The following is a 25167-nucleotide window of genomic DNA, read 5'->3' on the forward strand; positions in this document are numbered from 1 at the left end:
CCGGAGGATCTGCTGGCGGAGTTCTCGAGGCTCAAGGGTGCGGTGCTCGACGACAAGACGATGCTGCAGTGAGCAGGCCGTGATTTTCGGGCGGGCGCTCGTCAGGACATGACCAGCAGCACGCCGCCGAAGACCAGGCCCGAGGCGATCAGCACGATGGTCGTGTAGCCGAGAATGTCGCGCATCCTCAGGCCGGCGATCGCCAGCAGCGGCAGCGCCCAGAAGGGCTGGATCATGTTCGTCCACTGATCGCCGTAGGCCACCGCCATGATCGCCACCGCCGGATCCGTGCCCAGCGACTCCGCGGCCTCCAGCAGGATCGGTGCCTGCACCGCGATCTGCCCGCCGCCCGAGGGGACGAAGAAGTTCACGATCCCGGCGGAGAGGAACGCGAACAGCGCGAAGGTCTGCTCGGTGGAGATCGCGACGAATGCCTCGGAGAACACCTGCATCAGTCCGGTGCCGGTCATGATGCCGAGGATTCCGGCGTACAGCGGGAACTGCAGCAGGATGTCGCCGACGTTGCCGGCGGCCGCCCTGGTCAGCGCGAGCAGCTCGAACGGGCTTCGCACCAGCAGCATGATCAGCGTCAGGAAGCTCCAGTTGACGATGTCCAGGGTCAGCCCGCCGCCGCCGGCGAAGTGGATCGTCAGATAGCCGACCAGCATGAGGCCCACCAGCAGGGTCGGGAGCCGGCTGGCGTCGACGCGGTCGGCCGGGGTGACCACCTCGTCGTCGACCGCGGCGTCCTCCTCCCGGGCGTCGACGTCGAGCGCGACCACCTGCTGCGGGTCCCGCGGGGCGATGAGCGTCAGGGTTCCGGCGACGACGATGATCGTCACCGCGGCGGCGACCATGTTCCAGCCGGAGAACACCGTCTCGGTGATCGCCAGCGGTCCGCCCAGCACGTCGGCGACGAAGGAGTCCGGGGTGGCCGCGGTGAGCGGGCCAGAGGCCGAGTAGCCCATGTGCCAGACGACGAATCCGGAGAACCCGGAGGCCACCAGCATGGGGAAGTGGACCGGCATCTCGCGCCGACGAGCCTGTTCGGCGACCTCGCGGGCCATCAGTCCGCCGACCACCAGTCCGAGTCCCCAGGTGATCAGCGCTGCGAGCGAGGCCACCACGAAGACGAACACGTAGGACTGCATAGGGCTGCGGGGAATCCGGGCCAGACGGCGCAGCAGCGCCCGCACCGGGCGGGTGCTGGCCAGGATGTGGCCCAGGAACAGGACCAGGGCGATCTGGGTCATGAACTGCAGGAGCCCCGCCAGTCCGAGGCCCCACTCCTCGATCACCTGGAGTGGTCCGGCGTCGGTGAACAGCAGGGCGAGGATCGCGACGATGACCGTCAGTCCGATCGCGAAGACCAGCGCCGAGGGGATCAGCTTCTCCACCACGGAGTTCAGGGGACGCATGACCGGGCCGAGCAGCGCGCCCCCGCCGACGGAGGGTCGGCGTGGTGCGGGGTTCTCGCTCATGGATGGACCTCCTCGTCATATCCGGTGTGCCGGGCGCGCAAGCCAGGCGCGGGTGCGTGGTGCACAGCCTGCCAGAGGGGTGTGTGGTGGATCACCCGTGACGCACCGCCCGGAAGCGGCGGAGTCCGTGCCGCGGACCCTGTGAGGCGCCGACGCATCTCGGTGATTGACCTCACAGTCCCTCCGTGGAAGAGTGGGGAAAAGTGAACGATCGGTCAGTTAATCCGACGAAAGGCCCATGACGTGTCCGTCAGCCCCGCTTTCCTCGTCTCCGGGACCCGCACGCCCGTCGGCCGCCACGGCGGCGCGCTGTCCGCGGTCCGGCCCGACGACCTCGCCGCCCTGGTGATCCGCACCGTCGTCGAGGACTCCGGCATCGACCCGGGCGCCGTCGACGAGGTCATCCTCGGCAACGCCAACGGCGCCGGCGAGGAGAACCGGAACGTCGCCCGCATGGCCTGGCTGCTGGCCGAGTATCCGGATTCGGTCCCGGGCATCACCGTCAATCGGCTCTGTGCCTCCGGGATGAGCGCGATCGCCCAGGCCCAGCAGATGGTCGCCGCCGGAGCCGCCGACCTGGTGGTCGCCGGCGGGGTGGAATCGATGTCGCGGGCGCCGTGGGCGATGGCCAAGCCCACCCGCGGCTTCTCCGGACCCGGGGAGGTGGCCGACACCTCCATCGGCTGGCGCTTCGTCAATCCGAAGTTCCTGACCATCGACAAGCGCACCTATTCGATGCCGGAGACCGCCGAGGAGGTCGCCCGGGTCGAGGGCGTCACCCGCGAGGATGCCGATGCCTTCGCCGTCGAGTCTCAGCGGCGCACCGCCGCCGCAGTCGAGGCCGGCCGGCTGGCCCGTGAGATCACCCGGGTCGAGGTGCCTGGCCGCAAGGGGGCGGTGCATGTGGTCGAGACCGACGAGGGCCCGCGCCCCGAGGTCACGCTGGACGGCCTCTCCGGGCTGCGCCCGGTGGTCCGCGACGGCGAAGTCGTCACCGCCGGCAACGCCTCCTCGCTCAACGACGGCGCCTCGGCGGTGATCGTCGCCTCCGAGGCCGCCGTCGAGCGGTACGGACTGGCCCCGCGGGCGCGGATCGTCGGCGGGGCGAACGCCGGAGTGGCCCCGGAGACCATGGGCATGGGGCCGGTGCCGGCGACGACCAAGGCCCTGGACCGCGCCGGCTGGCGCGTCGAGGACCTGGGGGCGATCGAGCTGAACGAGGCCTTCGCGACCCAGTCGCTGGCCTGCATCCGGCGGCTGGGTCTGGATCCGGCGCTGGTCAACGCCGACGGCGGGGCGATCGCGCTGGGGCATCCGCTGGGCTCCTCGGGCTCACGGATCGTGCATACGCTGGCCCGTCGGATGGAGGACGAGGGGGCCGAGCGCGGGCTGGCGACGATGTGCGTCGGCGTCGGGCAGGGCTCGGCGCTGCTGCTGGAGAGGGTGTGAGGAGCATGAACGGGCACGACCAGCACGATCAGCACGACCGGCACGACGGCGGCCGCGATGCCGGGCAGCGCGACGAGCCCGCGGCGCCGCGGCTGGATGCCGCGGCCTTCACCACGCTGCGGATCGCTGAGGGCGAGGACCGGCTGCATGCGCGGCTGGACCGCCCCGAGGTCCGCAACGCGATCGACGCGACGATGATCGACGAGCTCCACGCGCTCTGCGCGCATCTGGAGCACACGCCGAAGATCCTCATCCTCTCCGGCAGTCCCTCCACCGGCCTCGGAGCCGACGACGCCGGCCCCGAGGTCCGGCCGCGCCGCGGAGTCTTCGCCTCCGGCGCCGACATCTCCCAGCTGCGCGACCGCCGGCGCGAGGACGCGCTGCGCGGGGTGAACTCGACCGCCTTCGACCGGCTGGGGAAGCTGCCGATGCCGGTCATCGCCGCCCTGGACGGCCACACCCTCGGCGGCGGCGCGGAATTGGCCTGGGCCGCCGACTTCCGGCTGGGCACCCCCGCGCTGCGGGTGGGCCAGCCCGAGACCGGGCTGGGCATCATTCCGGCCGCCGGAGCCCTCTGGCGACTCCGCGACCTCGCCGGCGAGGCCCTGGCCAAGGAGATCCTGCTGGCCGGCCGCATCCTCGACGCCGAGGAGGCGCTGGCCCACGGGCTGGTCAGCGAGATCCACCCGAGCCAGGAGCTGCTCGACGCCGCCGACGCCCTGGCCGGGCGCATCGCCGCCCAGGACCCGCTGGCGGTGCGGATCAGCAAGCAGGTCTTCGCCATGCCGCGCGAGGCGCATCCGCAGGTGGACAATCTCGCGCAGGCGATCCTCTTCGAGTCCGAGGCGAAGGTCGACCGCATGCAGGCCTTCCTGGACAGGCGACAGGCCCGCCGGCAGGACCCGGAGCAGAACCGGGAACCGGACCGAGAACACTACCGAGAGCAGACGACGTCAGGAGAGACGGCATGACCAGCAGTGCACTTCCCCCGACGGTCGGCGTGCTCGGCGGCGGCCGCATGGGCGCCGGGATCGCCCATGCGTTCCTGATCTCCGGGGCCGAGGAGGTCCTCGTCGTCGACGTCACCGCCGAGGCCGCCGAGGCCGCACGCTCCCGGATCGCCGCCGACGTCGCCGCCTCCGTCGAGCGCGGCAAGATCGCCGGCGACTCCGAGGACTGGACCGCACGACTGACGGTGACCACCGATCGGGCGGTCTTCTCCCGCTGCGGGCTCGTCGTCGAGGCCGTGCCCGAGGACGCGCGGCTGAAGGCCGAGGCGCTGACCGACGTCGAGCAGCGGCTGACCTCCGACGCCTGGCTGGCGACGAACACCTCCTCGCTGTCGGTGACCGAGCTCTCCGCCACGCTGCGCCGGCCCGAGCGCTTCTGCGGGCTGCACTTCTTCAATCCGGTGCCGGCCTCGAAGCTGGTCGAAGTCGTCCTCGGCGGGCAGACCGGCGAGGAGCTGGCCGGCCGCGCCCGAGGGTGGGTCGAGGCGCTGGGCAAGACCGCCGTCGTCGTGCAGGATGCGCCCGGCTTCGCCTCCTCGCGGCTGGGGGTGGCCATCGGCCTGGAGGCGATCCGCATGGTCGAGGACGGGGTGGCGGCGCCGCAGGCCATCGACGACGCGATGGTGCTGGGCTATAAGTTCCCCATCGGGCCGCTGGCGCTGACCGACGTCGTCGGGCTGGACGTGCGGCTGGGCATCGCCGAACATCTGGCCTCCGAGCTGGGGGAGCGCTTCGCCCCGCCCCAGCTGATGCGCGACATGGTCGCCCGCGGCGAGCTCGGCCGGAAGTCCGGAAAGGGGTTCTACGAGTATCCGGAGGGGTGAGCGCTCTGCTCGGCGACCGGCCGGAGGGCTGGAGCCGAGCCCGGCGACCTGCAGCCCGTCTCCACGATCCGGGCTGGCGCTGGAGGCGCTCCGTTCGCGCTGCGGCGTCGAGAACTGGGACTGTCCGCCTGCCCGACGCATGTGCACCACCAGGCTCCGAGCGACTGCGCGGGCCAGCTCCGGTCCGTGATCCTCCTCGACCAGCGCCAGGGCCAGATCGATCCCGGAGGTGACACCCGCTGACGTGTAGACCGTCTCGTCCTGGATGAAGATCGCGTCCTCGTCGACGGCGACTCCGGGGTAGGACCGTTGCAGTCGCTCGGCCTGCTGCCAAGGGGTCGCTGCTCGGCGCCCGTCGAGGGCATCGGCCGGCCGGGAAGGTCATCCCCCGCCGCAGAGGACCGCTGTGCGGATGGGGCCTGCGGTCTCGGGCGGGGAGTCGACCGTGATGTCCAGGCCGATCGAGGTCTGCACCGGCCGCCCCGTCGGCGAGCTGTACCGGATCCGACAGTCGGCCCCGAGGCGGGCAGCCTCGCTGAAGACCTCGGCGCAGCCGGCCACGTCGAGCGCCTTCACTTCGGGGAAGACCAGGAACTCCACGTCGTGCGCCACCATGGCTGAAAGTGTGGCATGCCTGTCTGACAGGACCTTGGCGGCCGAGGGCCCTCGGCCGCATGGTGGGAGCATGGAGACGTCAGGACGCGACGAAAGCACCCCTCACGCCAGTACGACGATCGCGGGCATCGCCGTGCCGGACACTGATCTGGTGCGCCGGGCGACGGATTTCGTCCGCGAGCGTGAGGACGATCTGCTCTTCGACCACTCGCGACGGGTGTTCTTCTTCGGCGCCCTCCAGGGGCGGCGGCGGGGCATCGACGTCGATCTGGAGCTGCTCTACGTCGGCGCCCTGTTCCACGACCTCGGCCTGACCGAGGAATACGGAGACTCTCGCCGGCGATTCGAAGTCGACGGCGCTGAAGCCGCCTGGAACTTCCTGGTGGAGCATGGAGTCTCGGAGGCCGACGCGCGCCGCGTCTGGCTCGGCATCGCCCTGCACACCACGCCCGGAGTGCCTGAGTTCCTGGAGGGCGAGATCGCGCTGGTCACCGCCGGAGTGGAGACCGATGTGCTGGGCATCGGATTCCACGACCTCAGCGTGGAACAGCGTCGAGCTGTCACCTCCGCCCATCCGCGGCCGGACTTCAAGCGACGGATCCTTCACGCCTTCGCCGACGGGAATCGGCATCGACCGGAGACGACGTTCGGCACCGTCAATGCTGATGTGCTCGACCATTTCCTCCCAGATTTCGAGCGGACGGACTTCGTCGAGGTCATCCGATCCAACCCCTGGCCTGAATGAGCAGGGGCGCATGCGGCGGGCGCCGCTCATCCGTCCCGCCCGGCTGCAAGGGCGACGGGCATCAGAGGTTCGCCAGCGCCGAGGTCGGGTCCTCCACGCAGGCGGCCACGAAGTTCAGGAACCCGCCGGCCGTGCTGCCGTCGCAGACGCGGTGGTCGAAGGTCAGCGTCAGCGTGGCGATGCTGCGCACGGCCAGTTCGCCGTCCACCGCCCAGGGGCGCTCCAGGATGCGCCCGATCCCGAGGATCGCGACCTCCGGATGGTTGATGATCGGCGTCGCCCCGTCCGAGCCGAAGACGCCGTAGTTGTTCACTGTGAAGGTGCCGCCGCTGAGCTCGGCGCCGGAGAGTCGTCCCGCGCGGGCGTCGGCGACCAGCCGGGAGACCTCCTGGTGCAGTCCGCGCGCAGAGAGCCGCTCGGCGCGCCGGACCACCGGCACCACCAGGCCGGTGTCGGTCTGGGCGGCGAAGCCCAGATTCACCCCGTCGAAGTGCACGATCTCCTGCTCGCCGTCCTCGCGGTCGTCGACGCGGGTCGCCAGCTCGGGGTGCCGCGCCAGTCCGGCGAGCACGAAGCGGCCGATCAGCGCCAGCAGCGACGGCGCCTCCTCCCCGGTGCGGGCGGCCTGCTCCTTCAGCCGCGCGCGCAGCGCCAGCAGCTCGGTGACGTCGACGTCCTGCCAGGTGGTCGCCTCCGGGATCTCCCGACGCGACGTCGCCAGCCGGGTGGCCACTGCCTTGCGGATGCCGGTGATCGGCTCGCGGTCGCTGACCTCGAGGCCGGCCGGGGCCGACCGCGGAGCCTGTGCCGCGGCCGGCGACGCCGCGCTCGTCTGCTGCGCCGTCGTCGCCGGTCGGTCTCCGGCCGTCTCCATCGCGGCGAGCACATCGGACCGGAGGATCAGCCCGTCGGGGCCCGAGCCGGCGAGTCCGCTCAGCGGGATGGCATGGTCGCGGGCCAGCCGGCGCACCAGCGGCGAGGAGACGCGCGGGGCGCGCTCGCGGGGTGAGGCGGTCGCGGGCGTCGTGGAGGGCGTCGTGGAGGGCGCCGACGGCGGGGCCGCACGACGACGGCGACGCCGTCGGCCGCCCGAGGCGCCGGAGGTGCCGTAGCCGATGAGCACGTTCCCCGATCCCTCGCCGGCGGTCTCCGGGGCGGGTGCGGCGTCCGGATCGCCGGGCACTGCGGCGCCGGCGCGCTCCTCCTCGCGATGGTCCAGCGCACCGGCCGGCTGTGCTGCCGGGGCCTGTGCGGCCGAGGGCTCGGCCGCCGCATCCGGGCCAGCGGCGGCGTCGCCGGTGTCCACCGAGATCAGCGGACGCTCGACGACCATCGTCTCTCCCTCGGCGCCGTGCAACTGTGTCACGGTTCCCGCGTATGGCGAGGGGACCTCCAGAGTGGACTTCGCCGTCTCCACCTCGGCGACGGGCTGGTCCACCTCGATCGTGTCACCCTCGTCCACCAGCCAGCTCAGCAGCGTCGCCTCGGTCAATCCTTCGCCCAGATCGGGCAGGTTGAAGGTGGTCATCTCAGTCCTCCCACTGCAGCATGTCGAGCGCGTCGAGCACCCGGTCCACGTCGGGCAGGTGGTGCTGTTCGAGCTTCGGCGACGGATACGGGATGTCGAAGCCGGTCACCCGCCGCACGGGAGAGGCCAGCGAGTGGAAGCAGCGTTCCTGGATCCGGGCGACGATCTCTCCGGCGACGGAGGCGAAGCCCTGGGCCTCGGCGACCACGATCGCCCGGCCGGTCTTCTCCACCGTGGCGGTCAGTGCGGCGTCGTCGAAGGGGACCAGGCTGCGCAGATCGAGCACCTCGGCCGAGACCCCGTCCTCCGCGGCGGACTCGGCGGCGGCCAGCGCCGTGGCCACCGTGGGGCCGTAGCTGATCAGCGAGACGTCGGTGCCCGCGCGGGCGACGACGGCGCGGCCGGCGGCGCCGACGCCGTCGGGATCGGCGCCGGCCTCACCGGACCCGCCCGGCCCGCCGGAGTCGGAGGCGCCGTCCTCGTACTGGCGGCGCAGCGCCTCGAGGTCGACCGGCTCCTTCGACCAGTAGAGCTTCTTCGGCTCGAAGAAGATCACCGGGTCGGGGGAGTCCACCGCCTCGCGCAGCATCAGATAGGCGTCGGCGACCGTCGCCGGGGTGTAGATCTTCAGGCCGGGGGTGTGGGCGTAGTAGGCCTCGGAGGAGTCGCAGTGGTGCTCGACGCCGCCGACGCCGCCGCCGTAGGGGATGCGGACCACCAGCGGGATCCGCACGCGGCCCCGGGTGCGGTTGCCGAACTTGGCGATGTGGCTGAAGATCTGCTCCAGTCCGGGGTAGGCGAAGGCGTCGAACTGCATCTCGACCACCGGGCGCATCCCGTTCATGGCCATGCCGGCGGCCATGCCGGCGATGCCGGATTCGGCCAGCGGGGTGTCGAAGCACCGGTCCTCGCCGAAGCGGCGGGCCAGCCCGTCGGTGATGCGGAAGACGCCGCCGAGCGTGCCGACGTCCTCGCCGAAGACGCAGACGGACGGCTCGGCGGCCATCGCATCGGAGAGCGCGGTGTTCAGCGCCGCGGCGAAGGTCGTCGCCCGCAGGGCGGCGCCGGGATCGGCGGCGCGGGGCTCGAGGTCGGGGGCGGCCATGGTCAGTCCTCCTGTCCACGGGCGAGCTCGTCGGCGAGCTGGGCGCGCTGCTCGCGCAGCTGGGCGGTGGGCGCCGCGTAGACGTGGTCGAAGATCTCCAGCGGGTCGATCGGCGGATCGGCGGTCATCGCCGTGCGCAGCGAGGCGGCGACCTCCTCGGCCCGATCGCTGATGCGGGACGCGGCGTCGTCGTCGAGCACTCCCCGGGAGCTCAGGAACGTCTGCACCCGGGTCAGCGGGTCGTGGCGGCGCCAGAGCTCGACCTCGTGCGCATCGCGGTAGCGGGTGTCGTCGTCGGCGTTGGTGTGGGCCTGCATGCGGTAGGTCGTCGCCTCCAGCAGCAGCGGCATCGAGCGCTCGCGCGCCAGCGAGACCGCCCGGCGCAGCGTGGCCAGCACCGCGACCATGTCGTTGCCGTCGACCTGCTCGCCGGCCATGCCGTAGCCGATAGCCTTATGCGCCAGCGAGGGCGCCGCGGACTGGTGGGAGAGCGGCACCGAGATGGCGTAGCCGTTGTTCTGCACGAAGAAGACCACCGGCACCTCGAAGACGGCGGCGAAGTTCAGCGCCTCGTGGAAGTCGCCCTCGCTGGTCGCGCCGTCGCCGCACATCGCCAGCACCACGGTGTCCTCGCCGCGCAGCTTCGCCGCGTGGGCGACTCCGACGGCGTGCAGCAGCTGGGTGGTCAGCGGCGTCGACGGCGCCGAGACCCGATGGGCGATCGGGTCGAAGCCGCAGTGCCAGTCGCCGCGGAAGGAGACCATGACCTCCACCGGGTCCACGCCGCGGGTCATGATCGCCACCGAGTCGCGGTAGGTGGGGAACATCCAGTCGTCGGCGCCCAGCGCCAGCGCCGCGCCGACCTGACAGGCCTCCTGGCCGTGCGAGGAAGGGTAGACCGCCAGTCGGCCCTGGCGGACCAGGGCATAGTTCTGGTCGTTGATGCGGCGGCCGACCACCAGGGCCTCGTAGGCGGCGAGCAGCGCCTCGTCCTCCGGGACCGGGTACTCGTGCCCGGCGCTGGTGCCCTGCTCCTCCTCGGGGATCAGCGAGCCGTCGGGGGAGAGCATGCGGATCTGCTGGGCGGCGGGGAGCATGTACTGCTCGGGGGTGATGCCGAAGCTGCGGCTCGTCTGCTCGATGCGGGCGGCCTGCTCGGCCTTCTCGTGGGCGAGCGGCTCGTGCGGCTCGTCCGACTGGCGCGGCTCCTCGGGCACGACGGCGGGCCGGCGTCCGTCGTCGGCGGTGATCTCCTCGTCCATGGCCTGCGGCCTCCTCGGGGTCTCTCGGCTCGGGCCGTGCGGCCCGGCGCGCTCGGCGTCGGTGCGGAGCGAGCATCCGGCCGCGCTTCGAGTGTGACCCACGTCATGCAGGGTCTGCCATGCCTGCCGCGGATCGCAGACGATGTCCGATGGAGGAGGGGCTTCGGCAGACGATCTGTTCGTAATGCCAGGCACTGTCGCTGGTATCGTCCAGAGGTATGGCGACATTGCTGGACGATCACGCGACGAGCGGCCGACCGTTGGATGCCCTGGATCACCGGATCCTCGAGAGGCTGAGCCTCGACGCCCGCGCCTCGGTCACGCGCATCGCCGAGGAGCTGCACCTCTCGCGGGCGAACGCCTACGAGCGGATCGCGCGACTGCGCCGCTCCGGGGTGCTGCGCGGCTACACCGCGGTCATCGACCCGCGGGCGGCGGGGCTGGCCACTGCCGCCTACGTCTTCCTCACGCTGAAGCAGGACGACTGGGGCGTGCTGCGCGAAGCGCTGGCCGACGAGCCGGCAGTGCGGCATCTGGCCCTGGTGGGCGGGCAGTACGACGCCGTGCTGCTGGTGCGCACGCGCACTGTGGACGAGCTGCGCGCGGTGATCTTCGAGCGAATCCAGTCGCTCTCCTGCGTGCAGTCCTCGCAGACGGCGCTGATCTTCGACGACCACGCCGAGCATCGGCACGCCGTGCCGGAGGAATGACTGGCGATGAGGGTCCGTGCCGGCTTTCGGCGGGGCCGGTCGTCGGTGTGCGGGCTGTCACAGCAGCGTGATCGGCGCTACGATGGATGTGATTACCGACCGTTCGGTCAGTTGCCCATCGTCGAGAGGACGTCATGACCGCCATCGCCGCCGATCACGAGACGACCATCAGCCCGACCCGGACGCTGCCCAGCTACCTCGCCGACGCCTGGTGGGCGCCGGAGGATCCGCAGCGGATCAGTACAGTGCGCGACGCGTCCACCGGTGAGCCGATCTGCCGGGTCTCCGCCGAAGGGCTGGACACTGCGGCCGCCGTCGCGCACGCCCGCGCTGTCGGACAGCGCAGTCTGGGCGAGCTGACCTTCCATGAGCGGGCGATGCGGCTGAAGCAGATCGCCCAGCACCTGGACGAGCACAAGGAGGAGCTCTACGCGCTCTCCGACCGCACCGGCGCCACGCGGAAAGATCACCTGATCGACGTCGACGGCGGCATCGGCACGCTGCGGACCTTCTCCTCGAAGGCGCGCAAAGAGCTGCCGAACGCGCAGGTGATCGTCGACGGCGCCGTCGAGCAGCTCTCCCGCGACGGCTCCTTCCTCGGCGAGCACATCTACACCCGGCTGACCGGCGTCGCCGTGCAGATCAACGCCTTCAACTTCCCGGTCTGGGGCATGCTGGAGAAGCTCGCCCCCAGCTTCATCGCCGGAGTGCCGACGATCGTGAAGCCCGCCTCGCAGACCGCCTACGTCACCCAGGCCTGCGTGCGGCTGATGATCGACTCCGGGCTGCTGCCCGCCGGGGCGATCCAGCTGATCTCCGGCTCCGCCGGCGACCTGCTCGATCACCTGGACCACCGCGACGTGCTGGCCTTCACCGGCTCGGCGTCTACGGCGCACCTGCTGCGTTCGCACCCCAGCGTGCAGACCGCGGGACTGCGCTTCACCGCCGAGACCGACTCGCTCAATGCGGCCATCCTCGGACCCGACGCCGGCCCCGAGACTCCCGAGTTCGAGGCCTTCATCAAGTCCGTGGTCCTGGAGATGACCGCCAAGGCCGGACAGAAGTGCACTGCGGTGCGCCGGACCATCGTGCCCGGCGAGCATGTGGACGCCGTCGTCGAGGCGCTGCGCGCGCGGCTGGATTCCCGCGCGGTGCTCGGCGACCCGCGCGACGCGGCGACCACTGTCGGCGCGCTCGCCTCGAAGGATCAGCAGACCGAGGTCACCCGGGCGGTCGACGCTCTGGTCGAGGCCGGCGGCACTGTGCGCTGCGGCGGCGTCGACGGCTACCTGGGCGGCGTCGACGCCGAGGCCGGGGCCTTCTTCCCGCCGACGGTGCTCTCCTTCGCTGACGCCCGGACTCCGCAGGTCCACTCGGTGGAGGCCTTCGGCCCGGTGACCTCGGTGCTGGGCTATACCGACGTTGACGATGCGGTGGAGCTCGCCGCCCTGGGCGGCGGCTCGCTGGTCGCGACCGTCTGCACGCATGACCCGGGGATCGCCGGAGCCTTCGCCCGCGGGATCGGCTCCCACCACGGCCGGGTGCTCTTCCTGGACCGCGACGACGCGAAGACCTCCACCGGGCACGGTTCGCCGCTGCCGCATCTGGTCCACGGCGGGCCGGGCCGGGCCGGCGGGGGAGAGGAGCTCGGCGGAGTCCGGGCGGTGAAGCACCACATGCAGCGCACTGCGGTGCAGGGGTCGCCGGATCTGCTCACCGGGATCACCGGAGTCTGGCACCGCGGGGCGCGGGCGCAGACCGCGACGCCGGAGACCGTCGCCGACGGCAGTGCGGTCCACCCCTTCCGCAAATCGCTGGCCGAGCTGCGCCTCGGCGATCAGTTCGCCTCGGAGCTGCGGACGGTGACCCTGGAGGACATCGACGCCTTCGCCGCCTCCACCGGGGACACCTTCTACGCGCACACCGACGAGGAGGCCGCGACGGCCAACCCGTTCTTCCCGCGGCGGGTGGCCCACGGCTACCTGCTGGTCTCCTGGGCGGCGGGGCTCTTCGTCGAGCCGGCGCCCGGGCCCGTGCTGGCCAACACCGGGCTGGAGAACCTCTCCTTCGAGACGCCGGTGACCTACGACGACGCGATCCGGGTGACGCTGACCGCGAAGGAGATCATCCCGCGCGAGGACGAGGACTTCGGCCAGGTCCGCTGGGACACGGTGCTGCACAACCAGCACGACGAGGTCGTGGCGACCTACGACGTGCTCACCCGCGTGGCCGCGGAGAAGAAGCCCGAGTGGGCGTGAGGCGATGAGCGGCCGGCTGGTCGATCGCTGAGTCGGTGGGCTGCGCCCCGGTCGATCATCTGGTCGGCCGGGGCGCGGCGTCGGCCGGGGGCGGGCCGCCGGCGGGGACCGCTTCGCCCCGCCGGTCGGGGTCGGGCCGCTGGCTGAGACCGCTGCGCCCCGTGCTTTTCACCCGTCCCCGTCGAGTTGGACGAGGGATCGGAAACATGACGGGGATGATCGGAATCCCCGTCCAAGTGGACGGGGCGGATCGGCTGCCCCGCCCAACTGGACGGGGCGGACCGGATCACGGGCTCGGTGACCGAGCCCGGCTCGAAGCAGGGAGGGGCTGCGGGCGCTGCCGCGCGGTGGGCCGGTCACTCGCCGCGGAAGACCGGCGTGCGCTTCTGTTGGAAGGCGGCGAAGCCCTCGGCGTAGTCGGCGGTGTCGCAGAGTCGGCCCTGGGCGCGGTTCTCCTGCTGCAGAGACTCCCAGAGCCCGAGGCGCTCGTCGCGGATCCGGGCGACGAGCGCCTTGGACTCGCGGAAGGCGAGCGTCGGACCCGCCGCCGCACGTGCGGCCCGCGACCGGGTGAACTCCAGCAGCTCCTCGGCCGGCATCGTCCGGGAGAACAGTCCGCCGGCCACCGCCTCGGCGCCGGACATCAGGTCGCCGGTGTAGATCAGGTCAAGCGTGCGGTGGGCGCCCAGGCGCTCGGTGAACAGCGCATGACCGCCCGAGTCCAGCGTGGCGCCCAGGGCGGCGAAGGGCGAGCCGATCGTCGCGTCCTCGGCGACATAGACGACGTCGGCCGCGATCGCCAGTCCCAGGCCCACGCCCAGGCAGCCGCCGTGGACGGCGGCGAACGTCGGGGCGGGGAAGTCCGCCAGCCGGTGCAGCACCGGGGTGACGTGGTCCTGGAGGAAGGCCAGGGCGTCGTCGGTGGCCGGGTCGACGGCGGAGATGTCGCGGCCGGCGCTGAAGCCCTTCCCCTCGCCGCGCAGCAGCAGGGCCCGCACCCCGGCCTCCTCGGCGCGCACCAGGGCGTCGTCGAGCGCGGCCAGCGCCGCGGCATCCAGGGCATTGCGCTTCTTCGGGGCGTCGAGGACGATCTCGCCCAGGTCGTCGTCGAAGTCGGTGCGGATCATGGAGCTCCTCGGGTCGGCGGTCGGCAGGCGGCAGGCGGCGGTCGGCGTCTCAGGTGTCGTAGTCGACGACGAGCTTCTCCCCGGTCGGTCGGGTCTGGCAGGTGAGCACGTAGCCGGCCTCGAGCTCGTCGGACTCCAGGGCGAAGTTCTCCTCCATGGTGAACTCCCCGGAGACGACTTTGGCGCGGCATGTCCCGCAGACGCCGCCGGCGCAGGCGAAGGGCACGTCGGAGCGCGAGCGCAGCGCGGCGTTGAGCACCGTCTCTCCGGAGGACTCCGGAGAGGTGACGCTGCCGGTCAGACCGTCGAGGGTGAACTCGATCGTGCGGCCGTCTCCGTCGTCCTCGGCCGGCTCCACCGTCCGGCCCTGCTGGCCGGCGGGACGATCGGGGCGTCCGGTGGTGAACAGCTCGTAGCGGACGGCCCCCTCGGGCACGTCCCGGGCGGCCAGCGCGTCGCGGGTCAGCTGCACGAGCTCGAAGGGTCCGCAGAGGAACCATTCGTCGGTCTCGGGGACCTGCAGGACCTGGTCCAGCAGGATCTGCAGCTTCTCCTCGTCGAGCCGGCCGGTGAACAGCGGGTTGATGCGCTGCTCGCGGCTGAGCACGTGGTGGACGGCGAACCGGGAGGGGAAGCGGTCCTTCAGGTCGCCGAGCTCCTCGGCGAACATCACGTCCGAGGCCGACCGGTTGGCATAGACCAGGTCGACGGCGGCCTGCTCCGAGGCGGCCAGCACCGAGCGGACGATCGCCATGATGGGGGTGATCCCGGAGCCGGCGGCGACGGCGACCAGATGCACGTCGGGCCGCCGGGCGACCGCCTCGGCGGCGAGCTCCTCGGGGTGGTTCATCGAGGTGATCGCGCGGCGCGAGACGAAGGCGCCCGCCGGATTCATCACGTCCAGCTGATCGCCGGGGGCAAGATGCTCGTTCGCCCAGGTGGAGAAGACGCCGCCGAGGTCCCGCTTGATCGCGATGCGGATCTCGCCGGGGACCGGCTGCTGGCACAGCGAGTACGACCGGCGGATCTCCTGACCGTCGAGCCGGGTGCGCAGCGCCACGTACTGACCGGGGGCGTAGTCGAAGTCGTCCTGCAGCTCCTCGGGCACGGCGAAGGCGACCTCCACAGAATCGGCGGTCAGCCGGCGGACCTCGGAGACGGTCAGCGTCGAGAACGTCGCGCGACGGCGGGCGGCGGTCGGCGCAGCGGGGGTGGTCGGCATCAGTGCACCTTGAAATGGTCGAAGGGCTCCAGGCAGTCGCGGCACTGGTACAGCGCCTTGCACGCGGTGGAGCTGAAGCGGGTCGTCTCACGGGTGTTCGTCGAGTCGCAGTGCGGGCACTTCACGCTCAGCCCCACCGTGACCGGGCCGGCGGCGGCCGTCCCCGTCGGCGGGGCGATGCCGTAGTCGCGCAGGACCTCGCGGCCGCGCTCGGTCATCCAATCGGTGGTCCAGGCGGGGTGCAGCACTGTGTCGACGCGGACCTGCGTGTGGCCGGCGGCGCGGGCCGCGGCGGCGACGTCGGCGGTGATGGCGTCCATCGCCGGGCAGCCCGAGTAGGTCGGGGTGATGGTCACGACGGCGGTGCCGTCCTCGGCGACCCGCGCGTCGCGCAGGATGCCCAGATCGGCGATGCTGATCACCGGGATCTCCGGGTCGGTGACCGCCGCGGCCGCGGTCCAGAGGCCGACGTCGACTCCGGCGGGGGCGTCCTCCGCCGAGGGGAGCCGCGCGGGCACCGAGGTCTCGATCTCTGCAGCGTGGTCGATCATGGTCGTCCCCCTCACCAGGTCGCTCCGGGATGCCGGCGGGCCAGCACCTGCATCTCGGCCAGGATGTGGCCGCGGTGCTCGGAGAACCGGCCGCTGCGGTCGGCGCCGAAGGAGCCGCCGACTTCGGGGACCCGGAGTCCGGCCTGCTCGATGATCTCGCCGAGGCGGGCCATCGTCGGTTCGCGCAGCGTCGAGGGGGCCACGGCGACGGAGGCCAGCCGCGGGATCGGGTCGACGTCGATGAAGAGCTCCTCCACCGAGGCCCAGAGCTCGTCCAGCCCGGCCTGCAGGCGGCGGGCTGACTCCTCGGTGCCCAGTCCCAGGCGCAGGGTCCACTGGATCGCATGATCCTGGTGGTAGGCGACCTCCTTCAGGGCCTTGTCGGCGATCGCGGCCAGCGTCTCATCAGTCGAGTGGACCAGGCGGCTGTACACCTCGTGCTGGAAGATGCTGACGATCAGCTGCCGGGCGATGGTGCGGCCGAAGTCGCCGTTCTCCTGCTCGACGAGCCGACAGGAGCGGAACTCCTCCTCATCCCGGAAGTAGGCCAGGTCGTCCTCGGTCCGGTGCCAGGCGGTGCCGGCATAGGTCAGCAGGAAGCGGGCATGGCCCAGCAGATCGAGGGCGATGTTGCCCAGGGCGACGTCCTCCTCCAGCTCCGGGGCGCGTGAGATCCAGGCGGAGAGGCGCTGGGCGAGCATCAGGGCGTCGTCGCCGAGGATCAGCGCATAGCGGGCGGCGTCCTCGTCGGCGACGGCACCGGAGGCCGCCACCTCCTCGGCGGTGATCGCCTCGCCCTGCGACTGTCGGGTCGCCGAGTCGTGGGATGCGAAGCTCACAGGTGCTTCACCCCTTCGGAGGCCGTGTAATACGTCGCGTGGCGGTAGCTCTTGCCCTGCGGGGACTCGAAGAAGCTGCCCTTGGCGTCGGGGTCGGAGGCGGTGACCGCCTCGGCCGGCACGACCCAGACGGAGGTGCCCTCGTTGCGTCGGGTGTAGAGGTCACGCGCGTTGCGCACCGCCATGCCGGCGTCAGGGGCGTGCAGCGAGCCGGCGTGCACGTGGGAGAGTCCGCGGGCGGTGCGGATGAACACCTCCCACAGTGGCCAGCCGCCGGCGTGTGCAGAGTGCTCGGAAGTCATGGGTCTCGCCTTTCGTGGACGGCGGGCCGACGTCGGCCCGGAGGCGGCGGAGGATGGGTCAGGCGCCGATCGGCTCGGCGGCGGCCTGGCGGCGGGCGTAGGCCGCTGCGGCCTCGCGCACCCAGGCGCCCTCGTCGCGGGCGCGTCGATAGTGCTCCAGCCGCTGGCTGCTCAGCGGGCCCTGGCCCTTGAGCACGGCGAAGAACTCGTCCCAGTCGAGCTCGCCGAAGTCGTAGTGGCCGCGCTCCTCGTTCCATGCCAGTTCCGGGTCCGGCAGGGTCAGCCCGAGCGCCTCGGCCTGCGGGACGATCATGTCCACGAAGCGCTGGCGCAGCTCGTCGTTGGTGAAGCGCTTGATGTTCCAGGCCATCGACTGCTGGGAGTTCGGCGAGTCGGTGTCGGGCGGGCCGAACATCTGCAGCGCCGGGCCGTAGAAGCGGTCGACGGCGTCCTGGGCCATCCGATGCTGCTCCGCGGTGCCGTGCGAGAGGGTGTGCAGGATCTCCCAGCCCTGGCGCTGGTGGAAGGACTCCTCCTTGCAGACGCGCACCATGGCTCGGCCGTAGGGGCCGTAGGAGGCGCGGCACAGCGGGACCTGATTGGTGATCGCCGCGCCGTCGACCAGCCAGCCGATCGCGCCGATGTCCGCCCAGGTGCGGGCGGGGTAGTTGAAGATCGACGAATACTTCGCCCGGCCGGTGTAGAGCTGGTCGTAGAACGTCTCGCGAGCGGTGCCCAGCGTCTCGGCGGCCGAGTACAGGTAGAGGCCGTGGCCGGCCTCGTCCTGGACCTTCGCCATCAGGATGGCCTTGCGCTTCAGACTGGGGGCCCGGGTGATCCAGTTGCCCTCCGGCTGCATGCCGATGATCTCGGAGTGGGCGTGCTGGGAGATCTGTCGCGCCAGCGACTTCCGGTAGTCCGCGGGCATCCAGTCGCGCGGCTCGATGCGGGAGTCCTCGGCGATGAGTTCGTCGAAGCGGGCCTGCCCGGCCTCGGCCTCCTCGGCCGCCGCGTCGGCGTCGGACGCGTCCGCCAGGCGCAGCGGGGCGGCGTGGGAGTCCTGCGCAGTGCTCGGGTGCGGCATGGTCAACCTCGATTCCGTCGCATTAATTACCGACCGTTCGTTCAGTATAGCAGGACGCGTGTGATGGTCAACACACGGCGAGGAGGGAGTGGGCGAGAGGGCTCGCGGCGCCGGGGTCGTGCCCGGAAGGCGCGGGGAGGCCCGGACATGCCCCGGACCGGGGCGGGTGGTCAGCTCTGCGGAGCGCGCAGCCCCGTCAGCAGCAGGCCGGTGACCATCTCGGCCAGCGTCTCGTCGGAGTGGTCGTCCGTGGGGCGGTACCAGTCGACGATGGAGTTCACCATGCCCATCGCCAGCCGTGAGGCGGTGCGGGCGTCGATGTCGTCCCGCAGGTCGCCGTCGTCCTGGGCCTGCCGGATCAGCTCGGCGATGCGCAGGGTGATCTCGCGGCGCCGCTGCAGCGCGCGGATCTCCAACTCGGAGTTGCCGCGCAGACGCAGCAGCAGGGTGACGTGCGGCAGCGAGGCCGTCAGGACTGCCACCGAGCCGCGGATGATCTCCTCGAGCTCCGCGACGGCGGGGGCTCCGCGGGACTCGGCCTCGGAGACGACGCGTTCGAGCTCGGCGAGCGATCGGCTCAGCGCGATGTCCAGGATCTCCTCCTTGGAGGAGACGTGGTGGTAGATCGCCGACTTCGAGATGCCGAGCTCCCGGGCGAGGACGCCCATCGACGTCGCCTCGTAGCCGTGGCGGTTGAAGGCCTCGACGCAGACACGGATCAGGCCTTCGCGGTCGTAGCCGGGGCGGCCGCGGCGTCCGGCACGGGCGGCTTCGGCGCTGCGGTCGGAGTGCTCGGCGGCGGTGGTCGCGATCTCGGGCATGATTCCCAGCCTAGCCGTCAGTCCGAGCGCGGGCGCTCGTCGTGGATCCGGCGCAGCTTGCCCGAGGAGCGGGCCAGCGTGCCCGGCTCCTCCACGGAGACCTCGCAGCTGGAGCCGACGGAGACCTTGATGCGGCGGGCCAGCTCGACGCCGGCCGCCGCGGCCGCCTCGGCGGCGGTCTCGGGGCGTCGTTCGATGCGCACCGTCATCCGGTCCATCGTCTCCGGCCGGCTGAGTCGCAGCTGGAAGTGCGGGGAGAGCTCCTCGAGCTCCAGGGCGATCTCCTCGATCTGCGAGGGGAAGAGGTTCACTCCGCGCAGGATGATCATGTCGTCGGAGCGGCCGGTGATGCGCCCCATGCGCCGGTGGCCGGGCCGGTCCGTGCCGGGCTGCAGGCGGGTCAGGTCATGAGTGCGGTAGCGGATGATCGGCAGCGCCTGCTTGGTCAGCGTGGTGAAGACCAGCTCGCCGTCCTCGCCGGTGGGCAGCGGGTGCTCGTCGAGCGGGTCGATGATCTCCGGCAGGAAGTGGTCCTCCCAGATCGTCGAGCCGTCCTGCCGTGCGGCCGACTCTCCGGCGACGCCGGGCCCCATCACCTCGGAGAGTCCGTAGATGTCGCAGGCGCGCAGCGCGAAGGTCCGCTCGATCTCCTCGCGCATCTGTTCGGTCCACGGCTCGGCGCCGAGCACGGCGACCTCCAGGGAGGTCTCGGCCGGGTCGATTCCGGCGTCGCGGAAGGCGTCGGCCAGGGTGAGCAGGTAGGTCGGCGTGCAGAGGATGACCCGCGGGCGGAAGTCGCGGATGAGCTGGACCTGCTTCTCGGACTGGCCGCCGGACATCGGGACCACGGTGGTCTGCAGCTTCTCGGCGCCGTAGTGGGCGCCGAGGCCGCCGGTGAACAGTCCGTAGCCGTAGGCGTTGTGCACCAGGTCGCCGGGGCGGACGCCGGAGTGCCGCAGGCAGCGGGCGAGCAGCGTGGCCCAGGTGTCGAGGTCCTCGTCGGTGTAGCCGACGACGGTCGGCAGGCCGGTGGTGCCGGAGGAGGCGTGGAGGCGGCGGATCTGCTCCCGCGGGACGGCGAAGGCCTCGAACGGGTAGGCCGCGCGCAGGAACTCCTTGTCGGTGAAGGGGAACTTCGCCAGATCCTCCAGCGACTGCAGGTCGTCAGGGCCGACGCCGTGGGCGTCGTAGAGCGCGCGATAGGCCGGGACGTTCTCATAGGCGTGCCGGACGGTCTGCTGCAGCCGGACCAGCTGCAGCTGCTCGATCTCGGCGCGGCTGTACAGCTCCTCCGGGTCGGGGGAGGCCGGGTCGCGGCGCGTCGACTCGGGGTCGACCTCCGTCGAGCGGGAGGGGTCCTCGGGGGTGGTCGTGGGGGAGGGCTCGGCGGCACGGGAGGGGGAGGCCATGGGGATCACTTCTCTCCGGGGGTCTGGGCGGTGCGGTCGCCGCCGGCAGGGTCGGCAGGGTCGGCGGGCGCGGCGGAGGCCGCCGGCACAGTGCGCGAGCGGCCGCGGAAGACGGCGACGGGCTCGTCGTCGCAGGTGACCGTCACGTCGACGACGCCGCTGCGTCCGGTGCGGGCGACCTCCACGGCCTCGGCGACCAGCTCGTCGCCGGGGCGCGTCGCACGCAGGAAGGTGATGTCGGCGCCGGAGGCGACGGTGACGGTGCCGTCGTCGCGATCCGGGTCGTTGCATGCCATCGCGAAGCACGTGTCGGCCAGGGCGAAGATCATCCCGCCGTGGGCGATCGCGAAGCCGTTGGTCATCTCCGGCCGCAGCGTCATGGTCAGGCGGGCGCGGCCGGGCTCGGCGAGGAGCACTTCGGCGCCCAGCCACCCCGCGCATCGATCCGTCTCCAGCATGCGGTGGCGCGGCCCCTCGTCGGGCATCGGCACGCCTCGCGGGGAGGCGCTCTGCGCGGAGGGCGCTGCGGCGTCCGGCGGCTCGACCGTGGCCGTCGGCGACGGCTGGTCAGGGTGGGCAGGCTCGGACATCACGGGCTCCTCACGATTTATAGACCGATTGGTCGGTAAATAAACTCAAGCACCGGAGGGCATGTGATGTCAAGCACAGTCGTGGAGGTGGGCGGGGCGGATCGTCGGGCGCCGGGCGGGGCTCTCCGGCGTCGAGCGCGCGGTCCGCCGGCGGGATGGTCCACATCCTGAGATTCTGCGACGGTCTCCCGGCGGGGACTTGCCCTTTCGGTCTCGCGCGGGCAGACTGATGACCAGGTCAAGAGTGCCAGCGTGAAACCCCGGTTTGCTGGCCGGCAACCCTCCAGTTCGCGGTGGGGTGCCCCGGGTGACGACCAGGCTTCGTCGGGATTCCGGCGGGGCAAGCGCGGGCCATCACACGACACAGTGCGGCCCACCTCATGTCCTTCGACAGGGCCGCATGGCAGGTCTCTCGCTCGCAGTGCGGGCAGCGCCTCCGTTCCGGTCCCTGTCGCCACGACCGCATTGAACGGAGAGCTCACCATGAGCAGCACTGAGAACACCGCTCCCACCTGGAGCTTCGAGACCCAGCAGATCCACTCCGGCGTCGAGCCGGACCCCGTCACCGGCGCGCGGGCGCTGCCGATCCAGCAGACCACGTCCTTCGTCTTCCCGAGCGCCGAGACCGCCGGGAAGCGCTTCGGCCTGGAGGAGCTCGGCCCGATCTACTCCCGGCTGACCAACCCCACCGTCGAGGCGGTGGAGAACAAGATCGCCGCGCTCGAGGGCGGCGTCGGCGCGCTCGCGGTCGGCTCCGGCCAGGCCGCGGCGTCGATCGCGCTGCTGAACGTCGTCGAGACCGGCGGCCACGTCGTCGCCTCGCCGTCGCTGTACGGCGGGACGCAGAACCTCTTCAAGCACACCCTCCCCAAGCTCGGCATCGAGGTCACCTTCGTCGAGGACCCCGACGACGTCGAGTCCTGGCGGGCGGCCACGCGGGAGAACACCGGCGCCTTCTTCGGCGAGGTGGTCGCGAACCCGCGCGGCGACGTGCTCGACCTGGAGGCCGTCGCGGCGATCGCCCACGAGCACGGGGCCCCGCTGATCGTGGACAACACGCTGACCAGCCCGTACCTGATCCGGCCGATCGAGCACGGCGTCGACGTCGTCATCCACTCGGCGACCAAGTTCCTGGGCGGCCACGGCACGGCGATCGCCGGGGTGATCATCGACTCCGGGAACTTCGACTACACGAAGAACCCGCAGCGCTTCCCGGGCTTCAACGAGCCGGACGAGAGCTACCACGGCATCGTCTTCGGCCGGGACCTGGGCGTCGACGGGATCTTCGGGGTCAACCTCTCCTACATCCTCAAGGCGCGCGTGCAGCTGCTGCGCGACCTGGGCCCGTCGCTCTCGCCGCACAACGCCTTCGAGATCAACCTCGGTCTGGAGACGCTGAGCCTGCGCGTCGAGCGCCACGTCTCCAACGCCGAGACGGTGGCGGAGTACCTGGAGAACCACCCGTCGGTGAAGCGCGTGAGCTACCCGGGTCTGGAGTCCAGCCCCTGGCACGAGCGGGCGCGGAAGTACCTGCCGAAGGGCGTCGGCTCGGTGCTGGCCTTCGAGGTGGAGGGCGGCGCGGAGGTCGGCCAGGCGGTCGTCGACGGGCTGCAGCTGCACTCGCTGGTGGCCAACGTCGGCGACGTCCGCTCGCTGGCGATCCACCCGGCCTCGACCACGCACCGTCAGCTGACCGAGGACGAGCAGGCCGCCGCCGGCGTCGTCCCCGGTCTGGTGCGCCTCTCGGTGGGCCTCGAGCACATCGACGACATCCTCGCCGACCTCGACCAGGCCCTCGCCGCGGCCGCCTCCGGCGGCGCCGGGGCCCCGGCCGAGTCGACGGAGCCGGCCCCGGTCGGCTGACCCCGGCGCGGCGCGTCGACGACGACGGCCCGGTCCGCCGGCATCCTCACGGTGCGGCGGGCCGGGCCCTCGGCGTCGGGACCCGGCCGACGAGCACACCATGTCCGACCGCGACGACCGTGACCGCGACGGCAGCGACGGCAGCGACGACTGCACGGATCCGCGGGATCCCCGACCCTCAGGAGCCCCCGAGCCGATGACCGCCCAGGTGCCGACCACGACCGTGCGACCCGACGGCGCCCTCGCCGTCGTCGACGTCGGCGCCCACACCTTCGAGACCGGCGGGCGTCTGCCGCAGGTCTCGATCGCCTACGAGACCTGGGGAGAGCTCGCGCCCGACGGCTCCAACGCAGTGCTGGTGCTGCATGCGCTCACCGGCGACACCCACGTCGCCGCCAGCGAGGCCGACCCGGAGGCCGGCTGGTGGGAGGGGCTGGTCGGCCCCGGCCGGGCCGTCGACACCGACCGCTGGTTCGTCGTCTCGCCGGCGATGGTCGGCGGCTGCTACGGATCCACCGGACCGGCGTCGGCCGATCCGCAGGGTCGCCCGTGGGGCTCGCGCTTCCCGTTCACCACGATCCGGGACTCCGTGCAGCTCGAGGCCCGACTGGCCGACCAGCTCGGCATCGAGCGCTTCCACGCGGTCCTCGGCGGTTCGATGGGCGGTGCCCGCGCGCTGGAATGGGCGGCGACCTTCCCGGACCGCGTCGCCGGCGTGGGGGTCTTCTCCTGCGGCGCCGAGTCGACGGCCGAGCAGATCGCCTTCGCCCAGGCCCAGATCGCCGCGATCGAGAACGACCCGCACTATCACGGCGGCGACTACTACACCGGCCCCTGGCCGGAGGCCGGACTCGGGCTGGCCCGGCGGATCGCGCACATCACCTACCGCACCGAGACCGAGTTCTCCGCCCGCTTCGGGCGCGAGCACCAGGGCGACGAGGACCCCTTCGGGTCCTCGCGGCGGCCGCGCGGGCGCTTCCAGGTGGAGTCCTATCTGGACCATCAGGCGCGCAAGCTGGTCTCGCGCTTCGACCCGAACGCCTACATCCTGCTCACCGAGGCGCTGGCCGGCCACGACGTCGGCCGCGGCCGCGGGGGCGCCGCCGGCGCGCTGCGGGACGTGACCGCGACCCCGTTCGTCGCGGCAGTGGACTCCGATCGGCTGTACCACCCCGAGCAGTCGCATCGGCTCGCCGAGCTGCTGCCCGGCGCCGGGGGAGTGCACATGATCTCCTCGCCGATAGGCCACGACGGGTTCCTCACCAGCCCCGAGCAGATCGCCGAGCCGCTGTGCGAGACGCTGCGGCTGTAGGACCGGCCGGCGTCCGCCGGGCGTTCAGCCGCCCTGGGCCGCCGACCCGCCCGGCGGCATCGCCCCGCCGAAGAGCGGCTCATAGGTGGGGCGCTTCGCGGTGACCCCGTCGCCGGAGGATCGGCCGCGCAGCCGCCGCAGCACCCAGGGGAAGAGATGGTGCCGGGCCCAGACGGCGTCGTCGGCGCGCGCCTCGCGCCAGCTGCGCTCGGGCGTCGGCCGTGGTTCGAGCGGCTCGAGGTCGTGTTCGACGTTCAGCGCGTCCAGCGCCATCGCCGCGATGGTGTGGTGCCCCAGCGGGGAGAAGTGCAGCCGGTCCGGGTCCCACATCTCCGGACGGGTCAGGCTGCGCAGCGCCCACATGTCGGCGACGACGGCGTCGTGCCGCGCGGCGACGGTGCGGATGTTCTCGTTGTAGATCGCGATTTTGCCGCGCACGGAGCCGACCACCGGAGTCTCGCGCACATCCGGTCCGGTGAACAGCAGCAGCGTCGCGCCGGAGGTCGCCAGGAGCTGCACCATGGTGTCCAACGTGCGCGCGGTCTCGTCGGGGTCGCCGCCGGGGCGGATGACGTCGTTGCCGCCGGCGCAGAGGGTGATCAGATCCGGTGCGAGGTCCAGCGCCGGGGCGATCTGGTCGTCGCGGATCTGGGCGATCAGCTTGCCGCGCACCGCCAGGTTCGCATAGGCGAAGTCGGCCGTTCCGGCCGCGAGCTCCTCGGCCATCCGGTCGGCCCACCCGTGGTGGTATCCGGGGCGGGACTCGTCGGGGTCGCCGATGCCCTCGGTGAAGGAGTCGCCCAGCGCGACGTAGCGGCTCCAGGGGTGCCGATGGTCCGCCGCGGAGTGCGCGGCGTCGGGCGCGGAGTCATGATCTGCGGGGTGGTGGAGTTCTGACGAGTGCACGTCTTCATTCTGCCGGAGCCGCCTCTGGAGTTCCATGACCGACGGCGGCGCCGTCCCGCACCATCAGCCGAGTCATCGCCGGGGATGAGATCATGGACCGCCGGATGCGTCGACGGCGCGTCCGATCCGTCCTGGTCCCGACCGAGCCCGACCC

At 71.9% G+C, this 25167-nt stretch carries 23 protein-coding genes and 1 riboswitch; of the genes, 8 read left to right on the forward strand and 15 right to left on the reverse strand.

Features of this window, described 5'->3' with window-relative positions; all coding sequences use genetic code 11:
* Positions 1 to 101 precede the first annotated feature (101 nt).
* On the reverse strand, positions 102 to 1418 hold the full coding sequence (locus GCL72_RS03550) for a short-chain fatty acid transporter (protein ID WP_153143496.1): 1317 nt from the start codon (positions 1416 to 1418) through the stop codon (positions 102 to 104).
* A 306-nt stretch (positions 1419 to 1724) separates the two neighbouring features.
* Here GCL72_RS03550 and GCL72_RS03555 point away from each other — a divergent pair, with 306 nt between their 5' ends.
* From GCL72_RS03555 to GCL72_RS03565, 3 genes are read left to right on the forward strand one after another with little or no spacing between them, the layout of a single operon-like run.
* Complete coding sequence (locus GCL72_RS03555; RefSeq protein ID WP_153143349.1) at positions 1725 to 2930, forward strand: thiolase family protein; 1206 nt, start codon at positions 1725 to 1727, stop codon at positions 2928 to 2930.
* 5 nt (positions 2931 to 2935) lie between these two features.
* Entirely contained in the window at positions 2936 to 3901 is a 966-nt protein-coding gene (locus GCL72_RS03560) for an enoyl-CoA hydratase/isomerase family protein (RefSeq protein WP_246160992.1), read from the forward strand.
* Positions 3898 to 4764 (forward strand): 3-hydroxyacyl-CoA dehydrogenase family protein, encoded by an 867-nt coding sequence (locus GCL72_RS03565; RefSeq protein WP_153143350.1) that lies wholly within the window; start codon positions 3898 to 3900, stop codon positions 4762 to 4764. The genes GCL72_RS03560 and GCL72_RS03565 overlap by 4 nt, the downstream gene beginning before the upstream one ends.
* 381 nt (positions 4765 to 5145) lie before the next feature.
* Here the strand turns inward: GCL72_RS03565 and GCL72_RS03570 are convergent, their stop codons facing one another.
* Positions 5146 to 5379 carry a helix-turn-helix domain-containing protein gene (locus GCL72_RS03570; protein ID WP_153143351.1) on the reverse strand — a complete coding sequence of 78 codons (234 nt, stop codon included), beginning with the start codon at positions 5377 to 5379 and terminating at the stop codon, positions 5146 to 5148.
* A gap of 133 nt (positions 5380 to 5512) precedes the next feature.
* Between GCL72_RS03570 and GCL72_RS03575 the strand changes: the two genes are divergently transcribed.
* The gene (locus GCL72_RS03575) at positions 5513 to 6124 is read left to right on the forward strand and encodes an HD domain-containing protein (RefSeq protein ID WP_343030139.1); all 612 of its coding nucleotides are present in this window, start codon (positions 5513 to 5515) and stop codon (positions 6122 to 6124) included.
* A 61-nt stretch (positions 6125 to 6185) separates the two neighbouring features.
* Here the strand turns inward: GCL72_RS03575 and GCL72_RS03580 are convergent, their stop codons facing one another.
* From GCL72_RS03580 to GCL72_RS03590, 3 genes are read right to left on the reverse strand one after another with little or no spacing between them, the layout of a single operon-like run.
* The gene (locus GCL72_RS03580) at positions 6186 to 7652 is read right to left on the reverse strand and encodes a dihydrolipoamide acetyltransferase family protein (protein WP_153143353.1); all 1467 of its coding nucleotides are present in this window, start codon (positions 7650 to 7652) and stop codon (positions 6186 to 6188) included.
* Position 7653: 1 nt separating this feature from the next.
* Positions 7654 to 8757: an alpha-ketoacid dehydrogenase subunit beta gene (locus GCL72_RS03585; RefSeq protein ID WP_153143354.1), complete on the reverse strand. Its 1104-nt coding sequence runs from the start codon at positions 8755 to 8757 to the stop codon at positions 7654 to 7656.
* A gap of 2 nt (positions 8758 to 8759) precedes the next feature.
* A complete protein-coding gene (locus GCL72_RS03590; protein ID WP_153143355.1) occupies positions 8760 to 10019 on the reverse strand; it encodes a thiamine pyrophosphate-dependent enzyme in 1260 nt (419 codons plus the stop codon).
* A gap of 218 nt (positions 10020 to 10237) precedes the next feature.
* Between GCL72_RS03590 and GCL72_RS03595 the strand changes: the two genes are divergently transcribed.
* Together GCL72_RS03595 and paaZ are read left to right on the forward strand one after the other, a co-directional pair.
* The gene (locus tag GCL72_RS03595) at positions 10238 to 10729 is read left to right on the forward strand and encodes an Lrp/AsnC family transcriptional regulator (protein ID WP_153143356.1); all 492 of its coding nucleotides are present in this window, start codon (positions 10238 to 10240) and stop codon (positions 10727 to 10729) included.
* Between the two features lie 134 nt (positions 10730 to 10863).
* A complete protein-coding gene (gene paaZ, locus GCL72_RS03600; RefSeq protein WP_153143357.1) occupies positions 10864 to 12987 on the forward strand; it encodes a phenylacetic acid degradation bifunctional protein PaaZ in 2124 nt (707 codons plus the stop codon).
* A 356-nt stretch (positions 12988 to 13343) separates the two neighbouring features.
* Here the strand turns inward: paaZ and GCL72_RS03605 are convergent, their stop codons facing one another.
* The 9 genes from GCL72_RS03605 to GCL72_RS03645 all read right to left on the reverse strand — a co-directional run bounded on the left by GCL72_RS03605 (position 13344) and on the right by GCL72_RS03645 (position 20932).
* Positions 13344 to 14114 carry an enoyl-CoA hydratase/isomerase family protein gene (locus tag GCL72_RS03605; protein WP_153143358.1) on the reverse strand — a complete coding sequence of 257 codons (771 nt, stop codon included), beginning with the start codon at positions 14112 to 14114 and terminating at the stop codon, positions 13344 to 13346.
* Between the two features lie 49 nt (positions 14115 to 14163).
* Positions 14164 to 15336: a 1,2-phenylacetyl-CoA epoxidase subunit PaaE gene (paaE, locus tag GCL72_RS03610; RefSeq protein WP_153143359.1), complete on the reverse strand. Its 1173-nt coding sequence runs from the start codon at positions 15334 to 15336 to the stop codon at positions 14164 to 14166.
* Positions 15336 to 15887 carry a 1,2-phenylacetyl-CoA epoxidase subunit PaaD gene (gene paaD, locus GCL72_RS03615; RefSeq protein ID WP_153143360.1) on the reverse strand — a complete coding sequence of 184 codons (552 nt, stop codon included), beginning with the start codon at positions 15885 to 15887 and terminating at the stop codon, positions 15336 to 15338. Before paaD ends, paaE begins: the two co-directional genes overlap by 1 nt.
* A gap of 11 nt (positions 15888 to 15898) precedes the next feature.
* Positions 15899 to 16726 (reverse strand): 1,2-phenylacetyl-CoA epoxidase subunit PaaC, encoded by an 828-nt coding sequence (gene paaC, locus GCL72_RS03620; protein WP_153143361.1) that lies wholly within the window; start codon positions 16724 to 16726, stop codon positions 15899 to 15901.
* The gene (gene paaB, locus GCL72_RS03625; RefSeq protein WP_153143362.1) at positions 16723 to 17028 is read right to left on the reverse strand and encodes a 1,2-phenylacetyl-CoA epoxidase subunit PaaB; all 306 of its coding nucleotides are present in this window, start codon (positions 17026 to 17028) and stop codon (positions 16723 to 16725) included. Before paaB ends, paaC begins: the two co-directional genes overlap by 4 nt.
* Before the next feature lie 58 nt (positions 17029 to 17086).
* Positions 17087 to 18112, reverse strand: coding sequence for a 1,2-phenylacetyl-CoA epoxidase subunit PaaA (paaA, locus tag GCL72_RS03630; protein ID WP_246160993.1), 1026 nt, complete (start codon positions 18110 to 18112; stop codon positions 17087 to 17089).
* 170 nt (positions 18113 to 18282) lie between these two features.
* A complete protein-coding gene (locus tag GCL72_RS03635; RefSeq protein WP_153143363.1) occupies positions 18283 to 18933 on the reverse strand; it encodes a TetR/AcrR family transcriptional regulator in 651 nt (216 codons plus the stop codon).
* A gap of 17 nt (positions 18934 to 18950) precedes the next feature.
* Positions 18951 to 20342: a phenylacetate--CoA ligase family protein gene (locus GCL72_RS03640; protein WP_153143364.1), complete on the reverse strand. Its 1392-nt coding sequence runs from the start codon at positions 20340 to 20342 to the stop codon at positions 18951 to 18953.
* A 5-nt stretch (positions 20343 to 20347) separates the two neighbouring features.
* On the reverse strand, positions 20348 to 20932 hold the full coding sequence (locus GCL72_RS03645; RefSeq protein ID WP_246160994.1) for a hotdog fold thioesterase: 585 nt from the start codon (positions 20930 to 20932) through the stop codon (positions 20348 to 20350).
* A 236-nt stretch (positions 20933 to 21168) separates the two neighbouring features.
* Positions 21169 to 21285: riboswitch (SAM riboswitch) on the forward strand.
* A 130-nt stretch (positions 21286 to 21415) separates the two neighbouring features.
* On the opposite strand from GCL72_RS03645, the gene GCL72_RS03650 reads away from it, so the two are divergent.
* Together GCL72_RS03650 and metX are read left to right on the forward strand one after the other, a co-directional pair.
* The gene (locus GCL72_RS03650) at positions 21416 to 22795 is read left to right on the forward strand and encodes an O-acetylhomoserine aminocarboxypropyltransferase/cysteine synthase family protein (RefSeq protein ID WP_153143365.1); all 1380 of its coding nucleotides are present in this window, start codon (positions 21416 to 21418) and stop codon (positions 22793 to 22795) included.
* Between the two features lie 196 nt (positions 22796 to 22991).
* Complete coding sequence (gene metX, locus GCL72_RS03655) at positions 22992 to 24107, forward strand: homoserine O-acetyltransferase MetX (RefSeq protein WP_153143499.1); 1116 nt, start codon at positions 22992 to 22994, stop codon at positions 24105 to 24107.
* A gap of 24 nt (positions 24108 to 24131) precedes the next feature.
* Here the strand turns inward: metX and GCL72_RS03660 are convergent, their stop codons facing one another.
* On the reverse strand, positions 24132 to 25049 hold the full coding sequence (locus tag GCL72_RS03660; protein ID WP_153143366.1) for an SGNH/GDSL hydrolase family protein: 918 nt from the start codon (positions 25047 to 25049) through the stop codon (positions 24132 to 24134).
* Positions 25050 to 25167 lie beyond the last annotated feature (118 nt).

Origin of the sequence: Nesterenkonia halophila (assembly GCF_009467795.1) — a bacterium.
GTDB classification, from domain to species: Bacteria; Actinomycetota; Actinomycetes; order Actinomycetales; family Micrococcaceae; genus Nesterenkonia; species Nesterenkonia halobia.